12 protein-coding genes are annotated in these 13,204 nt (G+C 50.5%); 5 read left to right on the forward strand and 7 right to left on the reverse strand.

Going from position 1 to position 13,204, the window contains the following annotated elements:
• Positions 1-20: 20 nt before the first annotated feature.
• Together H8K38_RS07380 and H8K38_RS07385 are read right to left on the reverse strand one after the other, a co-directional pair.
• A complete protein-coding gene (locus tag H8K38_RS07380; RefSeq protein ID WP_186884144.1) occupies positions 21-884 on the reverse strand; it encodes an HDOD domain-containing protein in 864 nt (287 codons plus the stop codon).
• A 45-nt stretch (positions 885-929) separates the two neighbouring features.
• Positions 930-2,597 carry a methyl-accepting chemotaxis protein gene (locus H8K38_RS07385; protein WP_186884145.1) on the reverse strand — a complete coding sequence of 556 codons (1,668 nt, stop codon included), beginning with the start codon at positions 2,595-2,597 and terminating at the stop codon, positions 930-932.
• A gap of 231 nt (positions 2,598-2,828) precedes the next feature.
• Between H8K38_RS07385 and H8K38_RS07390 the strand changes: the two genes are divergently transcribed.
• Together H8K38_RS07390 and H8K38_RS07395 are read left to right on the forward strand one after the other, a co-directional pair.
• A complete protein-coding gene (locus H8K38_RS07390; RefSeq protein WP_186884146.1) occupies positions 2,829-3,518 on the forward strand; it encodes a hypothetical protein in 690 nt (229 codons plus the stop codon).
• 36 nt (positions 3,519-3,554) lie between these two features.
• Positions 3,555-3,989, forward strand: coding sequence for a PaaI family thioesterase (locus H8K38_RS07395; protein WP_255422862.1), 435 nt, complete (start codon positions 3,555-3,557; stop codon positions 3,987-3,989).
• Between the two features lie 61 nt (positions 3,990-4,050).
• Here H8K38_RS07395 and H8K38_RS07400 read toward each other — a convergent pair whose 3' ends face one another.
• Positions 4,051-5,715, reverse strand: a complete 1,665-nt coding sequence (locus H8K38_RS07400; RefSeq protein ID WP_186884147.1) for a long-chain fatty acid--CoA ligase — start codon at positions 5,713-5,715, stop codon at positions 4,051-4,053.
• A 171-nt stretch (positions 5,716-5,886) separates the two neighbouring features.
• On the opposite strand from H8K38_RS07400, the gene H8K38_RS07405 reads away from it, so the two are divergent.
• Positions 5,887-7,269, forward strand: coding sequence for a hypothetical protein (locus H8K38_RS07405; RefSeq protein ID WP_186884148.1), 1,383 nt, complete (start codon positions 5,887-5,889; stop codon positions 7,267-7,269).
• 22 nt (positions 7,270-7,291) lie between these two features.
• On the opposite strand, the gene H8K38_RS07410 is transcribed toward H8K38_RS07405, so the two are convergent.
• Positions 7,292-7,747, reverse strand: a complete 456-nt coding sequence (locus tag H8K38_RS07410) for a DUF2721 domain-containing protein (protein ID WP_222610784.1) — start codon at positions 7,745-7,747, stop codon at positions 7,292-7,294.
• A 222-nt stretch (positions 7,748-7,969) separates the two neighbouring features.
• Here H8K38_RS07410 and ygiD point away from each other — a divergent pair, with 222 nt between their 5' ends.
• Positions 7,970-8,746, forward strand: coding sequence for a 4,5-DOPA dioxygenase extradiol (gene ygiD / locus H8K38_RS07415; protein WP_186884149.1), 777 nt, complete (start codon positions 7,970-7,972; stop codon positions 8,744-8,746).
• Positions 8,747-8,800: 54 nt separating this feature from the next.
• Here the strand turns inward: ygiD and H8K38_RS07420 are convergent, their stop codons facing one another.
• Both H8K38_RS07420 and H8K38_RS07425 read right to left on the reverse strand, forming a co-directional pair.
• Entirely contained in the window at positions 8,801-10,150 is a 1,350-nt protein-coding gene (locus H8K38_RS07420) for an ATP-binding protein (protein WP_255422863.1), read from the reverse strand.
• On the reverse strand, positions 10,150-10,875 hold the full coding sequence (locus H8K38_RS07425) for a response regulator (RefSeq protein ID WP_186884150.1): 726 nt from the start codon (positions 10,873-10,875) through the stop codon (positions 10,150-10,152). Before H8K38_RS07425 ends, H8K38_RS07420 begins: the two co-directional genes overlap by 1 nt.
• A gap of 409 nt (positions 10,876-11,284) precedes the next feature.
• Here H8K38_RS07425 and H8K38_RS07430 point away from each other — a divergent pair, with 409 nt between their 5' ends.
• Complete coding sequence (locus H8K38_RS07430) at positions 11,285-11,806, forward strand: Spy/CpxP family protein refolding chaperone (protein WP_186884151.1); 522 nt, start codon at positions 11,285-11,287, stop codon at positions 11,804-11,806.
• A 76-nt stretch (positions 11,807-11,882) separates the two neighbouring features.
• Here H8K38_RS07430 and H8K38_RS07435 read toward each other — a convergent pair whose 3' ends face one another.
• Positions 11,883-13,157 (reverse strand): Hsp70 family protein, encoded by a 1,275-nt coding sequence (locus H8K38_RS07435; RefSeq protein WP_186884152.1) that lies wholly within the window; start codon positions 13,155-13,157, stop codon positions 11,883-11,885.
• Positions 13,158-13,204: the final 47 nt, after the last annotated feature.

Genomic DNA, 13,204 nt, shown 5'->3' on the forward strand with positions numbered 1-13,204 from the left:
TGGGCTGGTTATGCAAAAAATCAGTGGATCAGCGCCTCGGTCAGGGAACCAAGGTCTTCTTTCGATTCATCCAGAATCTCTTGTAAAGATTTGTCTCCGACCATGAAGTCGATTGTACCGGTGTTCGCTGTCAACTTCGTCTGATGGCGTTGCTTCAGCGGAGAGACCGTATCGGTAAGATGATTCGCCAGCAATAAGGTGTCGCCCAGACTGACCGGTGGAAATACCGCGGCGCCATGCCAGCAGCTTTCTATGCTGCTCATGACCCGCTTGGGAATCAGTAATTTTTGCAGCACTGCGCGCGCGATTTCCAGCTCGTTGGATTGGTCTGCAGATGGATAATCGATCTCTGTTCCGCTTTCTAATAATGCAGGAAACTCTTCTGCTCGCGACAGTAAATAGAAACCTCCAACTTCATGGACAACACCGGCAAACAGCGCAGTTTCAGGATCAATTTTGCTGACTTTACGTGCTAACAGATGCGCCATTGCAGCTACGGTTGCGGAATGCACCCACAGATATTCCATCTTTTCCCGGATGGCATTATCGGAAATTGCCAGACATATCTGGCGCATGATCACGGCGGCGACAACGGAACGTAAGGTGCTGAATCCCAGAATGGAAATCGCCATGCGGACATTGGTAATGCCACCGCCAAAACGGCTGTAGGCGACGGAATTGGCGACGGCAATGACACGGGCGGCGACCAACGGTTCCTGAATAATCAGTTTCGCGATCTCGTCTGTCCCGTATTTCGGTTCATCAAGCGCTTCCTGAATTTTTAAAGTAGCCCGGACGTTGGCGGGAAAAACCAGTTCGCCCGAGCTGATCTGTGCAACGATATTACGTAATGCTTCTGACTTTATAACTGCTGACTTCTTCATATCTGCTGACTATCGCCTGTTTTTCCAGACGTCTGATGGTGGGAGTCATGTTTTCATACCTAGAGTTTTTACAATTGCTCCAGCCGTCGCAGAAAGCAGAGACATGGGTGTAGCCGTGTCGGCGATTTCTTTCTGCACTCGCTGTACGGTACGATGGTGACGTCCGTCTGTGTCGAGTTTAAATGCAGATACCGCACGTGCAAGATTGCCTGCCTGTTCTTCCATACTTTCTGCTGCTGCGGCGGCTTGTTCTACCAGCGCCGCATTTTGCTGAGTCATTTCGTCCATCTGTGTGATCGCACGATTGACTTCTTCAATACCGGAACTTTGTTCCTGGCCTGCTGCGGTGATTTCAGCCATGATGTCCGCCACATGTTTAACGGAACGGACTATTTCATCCATGGTTTTGCCCGCTGCTTCGACTAACTTGTCGCCAGTTCCGACTTTTTCTACTGAATCACCGATCAGGGTTTTGATTTCTTTGGCTGCGTTGGCACTGCGTTGTGCCAGATTCCGGACTTCGCTTGCCACCACGGCAAACCCGCGCCCTTGCTCTCCGGCACGAGCAGCTTCTACTGCGGCATTGAGCGCCAGAATATTGGTTTGAAATGCAATTCCATCAATCACACTGATGATGTCGACTATTTTACGCGAACTTTCTTTAATCGAATTCATGGTGTGAACAACTTTGCTGACCTCTTCGCCGCCTTTGACCGCAAAATTCGATGCCGAAGTCACCAGCGCGTTTGCCTGGCGGGCATTGTCGGCATTCTGGCGCACGGTTGCGGTGATTTCTTCCATGGAGCTGGCCGTTTCTTCCAACGCTCCTGCCTGCGTTTCTGTGCGTGATGACAAATCGGCATTGCCGGTTGAAATTTCGACCGAAGCAATGGCGATGGCATCCGTGCCTTGTCTGACTTCGCTGACAATGTGATAAAGATTGTCGTTCATTTCTTTCAGCGCCAGCAGCAGTTCGCTGATTTCATCATTGCCTTCAGGTTCTGCATGAAAAGATAACTCACCGGCGGCGACCTGCTTCGCAATTGCCACTGCTTCGCGTAACGGTGCAGTGATACTGCGTGTGAGTAACACAGAAAAAGCGATGCCTGCGCATAAAACCAGCAACGCCATGAGTACCAGTGTTCCTATGGTTTTGTTTGCAGAGCTTTCCGATTGCGTCGCCAGTTCAGCCGAGGCGGCATCTTGCAATGCAACCAGCTTGTTAATTTCCTGCAGTGCTTTTTGTTGCAAAGGATCGATCTGCGTGGAGATCACTTTGACCGCTTCTTCACCATTAAACGACAGCAGCATTTTGAATGCTTCCTTGGTCGGGCCATCGACTTGTTGATCTAAACTGAGCACGCTATCGAGAATTTTTTTCTCTGCATCGTTGAGCCCCAACGCCGTTAATTTCTGGCGCGCTTCGTTAAATGCATTCTGCTGATTTTTGACGATCAGTTTTTGTTTGTCGATTTCAGCCAGGTCTGTCTGCAATCCTATATTCCGGATTGCCATACCACCTTCCAGCATGCTGCTTCTCATTTTTGCTGCCAGTGCTGTTTTGCTATGAGACAGTTCTATGCCTGTCAGCATCTGTTGCCGGTTGCGTGCACTGAGCGCGCTGCCGATAACGAGCATCGCAATCAAAGAGACCAGGATAACGCCGAAACCAGTTGCGAGACGTGTTCCGATATGAAGTTGGCGGAGATTCATTTTGGCGTCCTTTGAGTAATTTTAATCAAATGATTGCATCTAAAATAACGTCCGTGAAATAATCGATCCGGTTCAGGTATCGCCTGTGACCGGACTCTATCGTTCACTCAATGCCGTTCAATCTTTTAAGCAAATGCAATGCCAGAAGCATCGTGTTGTTATACCAACCTGTCAGCTTCTGAGTCCGCGATTCACTTTGTTGCATATCCTCTAAGATAGGAATTTGTCAGAATGATCCTGGTTGTTACTTTCGTATTGATATCTGCTCTTGCTGCGGCATTGCTCTTTGTCTGGTTGCGTACACGACGGGTCATGCGAGCCGACTATATCCGTAGTTATATGTTCCCGCCTGGCCTGTTGGAACGCTTGCATCAACGTCGTCCAGACTTATCTTTAAAGGATAGACAACTGGTGGCCAGAGCACTGCGACAATTCTTTTTGGTGTATCTGAAGTCTGGATACAAGCATATCTCTATGCCGTCACAAGTGGTGGATGATTTGTGGCACGAATTTATTTTGTACACAAAAAACTACGATGCTTTTTGTCAAAAAGCTTTTGGCCGTTACATGCACCACACCCCGGCGGCTGTGTTAGGTGAGAGCCAGCGTAGTAATATTGGTTTGCGTCGCACCTGGTGGTTTGCCTGTCTCGAAGAAAATATTAATCCACGCAACGCTACTCGCTTACCTTTGCTGTTTGCGCTGGATGCAAAGTGGAATATTGCAGATGGATTCCGTTATGAACCAGACTGCAGTGCCTTACGCAAAAATGGCGATGGCACCGTGTACTGCGGCGGAGATTTTTATACCGGGGGAAGTACAGGAGACAGCATTGATTTTGGCGATTCCACTTCTTTTGGCGATGTTGCCGATAGTGGTGGTGACGGCTCATCATGCAGCGGTGGATGCGGCGGCGATTAATGATCGTTTGCCGGTGAATGAAAAAAAAACAGAAAGATGAAGATGGAACAAGTGTTATCAAATCAGGCAGAACATGCCGAAAAACTGAATCAGCTGGGCAGTAGTTTTTTACCTGGTCATCTTGGTGTACGGATGTTGTCGGTAGAAAAAGGTCGCTCACATGGTGAACTGGAAGTACTTCCTCATTTGCTGGCACCGAATGGTTTTTTACATGCCGGTAGCGTGATCACGCTGGCCGATACTGCTTGCGGCTACGCATGCATGGCAAGTTTGCCAGAAGGCGCGCACAGCTTTACAACCATAGAATTAAAATCGAATCATCTGGGAACTGCCCGTAGCGGCAAAATCGAAGTGGTAGCGAGTGCATCTCACCTCGGGCGTACGACCCAGTTATGGGACGCCGAAGTGACATACGAGGGAAAGACGATAGCCTTATTCCGATGCACGCAAATGATACTCTATCCAAAATGAGGCTGGCTTGCAGATGGTGCATACAGCCTGTGCACCATCTCAGCGGATGTTTCTCAGTCTGTTAAGCCGCGTTTGCGGCTTCTTTTTCTTGCAGCAGGCGCCACATGATTTTGCCCGAACCGGATTTGGGTAGCGTCTCGACAAACTCAATCAGACGTGGCACTTTATAAGCCGCCATTTTCTCGTGCGCCCAGGTGATGATTTCTTCCGGGTGAATCACTGCACCAGGTTTTCTGACTATCAGCGCCTTCACGGTTTCACCGCGATACGTATCCCGTGCTGCGATGATGCAGCATTCCTGTATAGCCGGATGCTGATACATCATGGATTCGACTTCGGCTGGCCAGACTTTAAATCCGCTGGCATTGATCATGCGTTTCAGCCTGTCCGTAAAAAAGAAAAAACCTTCCTCATCGATATAGCCGAGATCACCGGAACGGAAAAATTTTTTACCGTCGAGTTCAGCGAACGCATCGGCGGTTTTTTCCGGATCATTCCAATAGCCTTGAAATAATTGCGGGCCGTGTATCCAGATCTCGCCGGTCTCACCTTGTCTGACTTCCTGCATCGTAATGGGGTCAACAACGCGGGAATCGACATTGAAAAAGGGTATGCCCAGACATTGCTGTTTCATTCTTTGTGGCGGATTCAGATGTGATGGCGCCATCGTTTCAGACAAACCGTAACCTTCCATATATACCTGACCTGACAGATCCAGCAATTTTTGTGCGATTGCCGCCGGCATCGCAGCACCGCCACCGGATACGCGCGTCAGTTTGGAAATATCATATTCCGGCAGACGTGGATTCGATAAAAAATCTATCATCATCGATGGCACCAGTGTCCAGTTTGTGACGTGGTAGCGGGTAATCAGTTGTCCCGCAACGTCTCTGTCCCAGCGTGGCAAAATCACCAGCGTGCCGCCACAGTAAAGCGAAGCATTCATGACGGATTGCATGCCGGTGACATGAAAGAAAGGCAGCACCGCAAGCGCGACGTTATTCGGCACGATAGGGCCGGACCAGGTCGGGCTGGCGACAATATTGAACATGACCGAGCGATGGGTATGAATGCAGCCTTTCGGATGCCCTGTTGTGCCAGATGTATAAGGCATGCAGGCCAGATCATCCGGTATTGCCTGATGTGCGGCGGGAGACAGGGCTGCTGCAATCGCCGTTTTCCATGGCGTGATCTGAGGCGACGCTGGTACATCGGCTGCGGCTTTAACGAACTCAGGAACGGTCAGTGTGGTGTCGCAAGTCAGATGATCTGAGTATGTCGCCACCACTGCATGCCGGAGTGCCGTGCTGCCGACGAGTGGTGCTAATCGTGGAAAGACATCCTGCGACACCAGTGCGGCTTTGGCGCCACTGTCTTTAATGTAGTAATCAAGTTCGTCCGTCATCAGCATCGGGTTGACTGGCACGACCATCGCATCCGCCCGCAGAATCGCGTAGAAACCGATGACGAACTGCGGGCTGTTCTGCATATCCAGCAACACCCGGTCGCCACGCTGGATACCGCAAACCTGTTGCAGATATCCGGCTAAAGCGAGCACTTCCTGATGTAGCTGACGATAAGTCAGCACGGAGTCGTAAAATATGATCGCTGCTTTATCGGGGTAACGTTGCGCGGAAATCTGCAGATTTTCATACACACTGATGGAGGGGACGATCAAATGGTGCGGCAGCCCTTTTGGCCAATGGACGTAGTGAGCGGTATTCATTCAGAGTCTCCTTGGAATAGTGTTTTATTTAGAGTGCCATATTTCGGCTGGAATTGCATGATCGTTCGTAAAATTGGAACTAATTTCTGAGTTTTGTAATTTTGAACATATTCTGTTTTACTGCTGACGTTACAATGTGCTGTCAGTCTCAATTTTCATATCGGAGTTACCGTGGTTTTCAGCAGATTCATTACTTTCAGTGCCATCAGCATACTGTTGTCCGCTTGTGGTGGAGGCGGGACTGGCAGCACTAGCGCTGGTAGCACCCCGGTTGCTGTCAGCGTGCCCTCTGCATCCACGGTGTCAGTTGGCGACGCACTCAGCTTTGTCGGGCAGGCCAGCAGCTCTGCGGGACAGATAACGCAAATGTCCTGGCAGACCGAGGCTCTGACGCTGGGTGCCAATCCGCTGACAGCGATCACGAATGCCGACTGTAAAACGATGCAGACCTCGGGCAATTCGGCGAGTTGCACCTTGCAACTGACGCCTCCCGCAAAACTGACTGCCGACTACACTTATAAGCTGACCTTGCTGGCAACTGATGCAAAGGGAAATACCTCCAGCACGTCGACGACATTAAAGGTACTGCAATCCGCTTCGGTGACCAATAATCCCGTGGCGCAGACCGGTGCTGACGCGAGCGTGACTTCCGGTGATAAGGTCAGCCTGAGTTGCGCTGGTAGTGGCGGAACGCCCGCCACCAGTGGCGCCGCTTATGCCTATCAATGGGTGGTCGAAGATGCAGCCGGTCTGACGATTTCTCTGGCGAGCACGACTGGTGCCAGCAGCAGTTTTGTCGCACCCGTAGTGAAAGATGCCACGACCGTCAAGTTGCAATGCCGTGTCACTGACGATAAACAAAAGACCGGTACCGCGACACAGAAAATCACGATCACGCCTGTTCTCAAGCCGACGATCGTCCCGATTTCATACAGTGGCGGCACCGTGCAACCCGGCGCTGCGGTGGCGCTGGATGGCAGCAAAACTACGATGTATGACGTTAATGGCAAAGAAGTCAGTGGTACGATTTATTATCTGTGGCAATTCAAATCCGGTCCGGCGGGCGCTACCCCGCTGACGGTCTACAACCCGACCAGTAGCGTCGCCAGCGTTGTCTTTCCCAGCGTCGTCACGACCACATCAACTTATGTATTTACCTTGAACGCATCTACTGCTCCGATTGCTGCGGATGGTACTTCGGCAGATACCGTTAAACAAAAAGATGTGGTGTTCTTTGTCAGCGCCCTGCCACCGATTACATTAACTTCATACAATCTGGTACAGGTAGTGCAGAGCGGAGCCAGCGTACAGTTGAAAGCGGAAACACCGAATTACACCGGATCATCGCCGCTGTATTTCAGCTGGACACAGACAAATACGCCGCTGGTGACACTGGTCGGTACGAATTCCCAGATTGCTGGTTTTATCGCGCCGACCGTATCTGTCGCGACAACGCTGAGCTTCCGGGTGTCGGCAGACTATTTTCCGATTACCGTGGCCAACCCCGGAAGTGCCAGTGTCGATTTGCTGGTGCAGGTACAGCCCAAGAACTGAAAGCGATATGTCGACGACAGAATCAGCGTTGCAAATGTCTGATTCTGTCGCGTTGATGTTGGCGATCCAGCGTTCTTGTTGCAACGATAATTTCACTCATAAAATAAACAAAGCTGCCGATCAGCGACAAAATACCGCCAACAAACAGACCCGCAATCAGTTTATCAAGGTTTAAACCAATCGCATCCCCGACGAACAACGCCGCAATCACCAGGCAGATCAATAAGCCGCAGGTTGTGCTCAGCGTAATCGCACGATTAATCAGATGTGAGCGTTGAAATAATTCAACCAGTTCCTCTTCGAGACCCACCGTTGTGTTTGTCTGCAGTAAATTTTCCACCACCCTCGCTCGGTCGATAATCCTTGCCAGACGGCTGGTCAGTACGGCCAGTTTGGTGCCAACACCGGTCAGCAGAAAAACGGGGGCAATCGCGAGTTGGATGATATGGCTGACGTCGCCAAGCTGAAGACTGATCATGAAATTCCTTTCTAATTTTTGCGTGATTCTACCTTGTGGTTGAATTGCATTGATGTTCTTCCCTACCTGCTTTTCAAAAATATTCTATCCTAGAGCCCGTTACTGTTAACTATCTGTAGCTTGTGTGCCTGACTGATACCGGTTTGTGCTTGCAATAATTGACCTCAGGTTACATATATTGTTGATAGATTCAAAACCAGATCACTGTCAGGACTTATATTTATGACTCAGTCACAGCGCATGCCAGCCATTTTCGTCGGACATGGCAGCCCCATGAACGCCATCGAAAATAATATTTATACCCAGGCCTGGGAGGCATTGGGGCAACGTTTTCCTGTGCCAAAAGCGATATTGATGATATCGGCACACTGGATGACGCGTGGTGTGGCGGTAACGGCAATGAAGCAGCCGCAGACGATTCATGATTTCGGTGGTTTTCCGCAAGCCTTGTTTGACATTCAATATCCGGCTCCCGGCGATCCGGCGCTGGCGCAGCATATTGCACAACATCTTGCACCGTTACCGGTGGTACTCGATCAGCAATGGGGGCTGGATCACGGTACCTGGTCGGTACTGGTGAAAATGTATCCACAGGCGCAAATTCCAGTGATACAACTGAGTCTGGATCTGACCCAGCCGGCCAGCTGGCATTTCGAATTGGGACAGAGACTGGCGGCTTTGCGGGACGAGGGCGTGATGCTGATGGCGAGCGGCAATGTGGTGCACAATTTACGCCGTATGGCTTTTCAGTCGCCCGGTTTTGACTGGGCGCACCGCTTCAATAATGTCATGCGCAAGGCCATTCTTGAAGATGACACTGAAAAACTGGTGAATTACCAGCAATTCGGTCAGGATGCGGCACTCTCCGTACCGACCTCTGAACATTTTCTGCCGTTGCTGTATGTGATGGGAAGTAAAAATGGTCATGACAAGACCGAGATCGTAGTGGATGGTATGGATCTCGGTGCCATTAGTATGATGACTGTCCTCATATCATGAGGCGAGTGCCGGAAAGCCCGCGACTATGTGACTATAGGGCTTTCTGGCAGACAGTTATTGCGGATTCTGAATGGGCAGGGTCAGGCGTACTTCCAGACCGCCCTCGGGCAGATTACGTAGGTGCAGTTGTCCGTCATGTTGTTGTGCGATATTTTGCGCGATGGTCAGCCCGAGGCCAGAACCGCCGGATTCGCGCGAGCGTGATGTTTCCATGCGATAAAACGGCTCGAATACTTTTTCTTGCAGTTCCGTTGGAATGCCTGCGCCGCCGTCCCGTATGAAAATCTGTAAAACGTCTTTGCCGCCTTCTTTTTCTTTTGACATACTGACTTTTGCGTAATGTCCGTATTTGACAGCATTATCAATCAGATTAGTCAGGCAGCGGCGCAGCGCCTGAGGTTTGGCCAGGACGGTTATTCCTGGCAATCCTGAAAAACTGACGTCTTGCCCCGCCTCGCTGGCGTCACTGCAAACACTGTCGAGCAGTGAATCAATATCCAGCGGTCGGCGCGCTTCACTGCTTTCTATACTGCGCGCCAGATCCAACCCTTCCCTGATCATCATCTGCATGGCGGATAAATCACCGATCAATTTTTCGCGTAATTCAGCATCACTGACTTTTTCCAGGCGCAGACGCAAACGGGTTAAGGGCGTTTGTAAATCGTGAGTAATCGCCGCCAGCATATGTGTGCGCTGTGAAATATGGTGGCGTATCCGGGCCTGCATCGCATTGAATGCCCGCGTTGCGGTGACGATTTCGCTGGCACCTTTTTCAGGTAAGGGCGGACGATTAATGTCTTGCCCTAGCGCCGTGGCCGCTTCTGCCATATGGCGCAGGGGACGCATCGTCATTCTGGCGATAATCAAGGCTAATACTGCAATGAAGGTCAGAAATAAAAAGAAATATTGTATGAAATCATCACGCAGCGGTGGCGCTGGTGTTTTTGGTGGCATCACCGTCAGACGTAACACGGTGCCATCGTGCAAGGTAATACTGAGAGCCTCACATGGCACCCGCATCAGCACGGCATTTTTGGGTGGACGCGGGCAGGTTGACGGATCAGTCGGCAGAGACAGTACGCGGAAATTCCGACCCAGCCGTTCGCTGACAGCTCTGGCGTAATCCGAGCGCGGCCCGGTATCGCTGATATTTTCGGGTAATGTGGTGACTTGTAACCCCAATCGCGGAGCCGTCGCCAGAAAACTCTCGCGGTTTGCTGTGGGCAAGGTATCGAGCGCACTGATTAACTGTTCTATCCTGTCGATAGAATGTGATTCACGGTATTGCATCAGCGTTTTTTCGCGCTCACCAAAGGCCAGCCATACTGTCAGGGTGGCGGATAATAAAACACCGATCAGAAGCGCACCAAAGACCCGCCCCCACATTGACGACAACATCGCCATCAGTGCTTCTCTGCCGTTACAGTCACCGCCAGCACATAGCCGCCGTTACGAACCGTTTTAATGATTTGCGGAGAGCGCGCATCTTCCCGGAGTTTCTGGCGCAGACGGCTGATCTGGATATCGATAGAACGATCAAAAGGATCGGCATCGCGGCCGTGCGTCATATTCAATAACTGATCCCGATTCAGAACGCGATTCGGGTGTTCGAGAAAAATATTCAACATCCTGTATTCGGCACCGGACAAGGAAACGATCATATCGTCCGGGGCGATCAGATGACGAGCCGTCATATCCAGCACCCAGCCGGCAAACTTCAGTTTTTGCAAACCGTCGTTATTCGAGCCCAGCTGATTATTTTGTGTCCGCCTTAACACACTGCGTATGCGTGCCAGTAATTCGCGTGGTTCGAATGGTTTCGGCAGATAGTCATCAGCACCCATTTCCAGCCCGAGTATCCGGTCTAAAGGTTCGCCACGCGCGGTCAGCATAATGACGGGAATCGTCGATTTGCTGCGAAGATTCCGGCATAAAGTCAGACCGTCATCTCCGGGTAAATTCAGGTCGAGGACGATCAGTTCAAATTGATGTTCCTGTAATGCCGCCCACATCGCGGTGCCATCTGCCGCCATGACAGCGGAATAGCCGTTCTGATCCAGATATTCAGCCAGTAAACTGCGGATATCGCGGTCATCGTCAACAATGAGTATTTTATTTGAGGTATCCATGGTCTTCATTATGAACCGGGTCTCCGTGAAAGGCATTGTGGGTTTGTATCGTCTTGTTATGATAACGCTTTGCCGACATAGTACGAAACATCGGAAGGACACGCGTTCCGGCGTTGTTACACAGAGATACAAACCTGAACGTAATTGATATTTACCGGTTACAAGACGCAAGCACAATGAGGCCGTTGACTGTTACCCCGGCAAGATGTGTAACGGTTAATGTTGCTCAACTGCAGTTGTTTTATTTTATAGGACTGACGCAAAACCGCCCCAGCGGCGTTATGGCTCCTGGCCGTACTATTCGTACTGTCTGCGTTGCCATGCCTTGCCGGAGCAATTTTGCGTCAGTCCTGTTTAAAAAATAAGTATCTGCAAAGTCTGAGCTTTTTCCGTGCATTCAGAAAGATAAATGATGAAAAATTTCAAACAAACTTTGCTGGCAGTTGTTCTTACTTCCTGTTGTGGCGTCAGTGCGATAGCGTTGGCACAAACTGCACCGGACGTTCCTCCGCGTCCGCAACATCCTATGGGCGAGCCTGGTAAAAATCCAGAGCAGATGAAAGAACGTTTTGCCAAGCATCAGGCAGAGCTGCACGATACCTTAAAGATTACGGCAGCACAGGAGCCCGCGTGGAAAACATTCATACAATCGGTCACGCCTAAAGCCATGCCGCAGCGCGAAGATTTTAAAGAGCTGGATAAGCTGACCACACCGCAGCGCATGGAAAAAATGCTGGAAAAAATGAAAGAGCACCAAGCGGCATTACAGGATCGTCTGGCTGCTACCAAGACTTTCTATGCAACATTGACGCCTGAACAGCAAAAGATTTTTGATGAAAGCCATCGTCGCCTGCAGCACAAAATGCAGAGCCACATGGCGCGGCAAATACATAAACGCGGTGATGCTCCCGGCATGATGGACAAGCCATAAAACATTCAGAAGCAAAATAAAACGGGCACCTTCATCGGATGCCCATTTTCTTTTTTAATCGGTATCTTTGATATCGTCAGGCGAATCGTCGTGCCGCATCTAATCCCAAGCCTGCACCGATACTGCCGAATAAATCGCCTTCCACCTTACGCGCGTTCGGAACAATCGCAGCAATTTGCTGACGCAAACCGCGCACGCCACTCGACCCACCCGTAAAGAAGACTGTATCCACCTGATCTGGGTGAATACCCGCCTGCTGCAATACTTTGGCGACAGCTTGTGCAATATCGCGGCTCAGATGGCCGATGGCTGATTGCAAACCTTCTTGCTCCAGTATCAGTGAACAGGGCACAGATACCGGTTTGCTGCGCAGGCGTTCCAGCGGCAGATTAATGGCATCCTGATCCGACAATAAAATTTTTGCTTCTTCCGATTTGATCGCCAGCCAGTGTCCATCCCGGTCTTCGACCAGATTCAATAAGCGTTCAAAGCGTTGACGTACATCGCTGCTTTGTATATCGCGATATACATCCTGTAATTCCCGCCAGACTTTTTGCGTGTAGGCCAGATTGATTGTGTGCCACGTCGCCAGATTAAAATAATAACTTGATGGCACATCGGTCTGATTCGCCAGTCTGCCGCCTAAACCCAGCAAGGGCATGATGTGCGTCAGACTCAGATATTTATCGAAATCCGTACCGCCGATATGGATACCGCCATTACCCAGAATATCGTCATGCCTATCCAGTAAATGAGCGCGTTCCGGCGCCAGACGCACCAGCGAAAAATCGGAAGTACCACCACCGATATCGGCGATCAGAACCAACTCTTCTTTTTCTATGCGCGACTCATAATCGAAGGCGGCCGCGATAGGTTCAAACTGAAAATGTACTTCTTTGAAACCAACTGCGTGGGCAATATCTTCCAGCGTGTTCTGGGCGATCTGATCAGCCTGGCGGTTATCGTCGATGAAATGGACGGGGCGACCGAATACCGCATGTTCAAACGATTGTCCGGCGGATTGTTCGGCACGTTTTTTCAGTTCACCAATAAATTGCGACAGTAAATCGCGAAATGCCAGTGGCTTGCCCATGACTTCCGTTTGACCGTCGATCAGACTGGTGCCCAGCAAGCTTTTCATCGAGCGCATCAGGCGCCCTTCGTACCCAGCCAGATAGTTCGCCAACGCGGCACGTCCATAGCTGACTTCATGTTCTTCGGCATTGAAGAAAATGACCGATGGTAAAGTCAGCTTATCTTGTTCCAGCGCCAGCAAAACGGATTGCGCGCCACGATGCCAACCCACGGTTGAGTTTGAGGTACCAAAATCTACTCCACAAGCTTGCGACATGAAACATCCTGATAAAAAACGAAAACGCCGTCAACCTGATGCTGGCG

This window comes from Undibacterium sp. FT79W, assembly GCF_014284215.1.
Lineage (GTDB): Bacteria > Pseudomonadota > Gammaproteobacteria > Burkholderiales > Burkholderiaceae_D > Undibacterium > Undibacterium aquatile.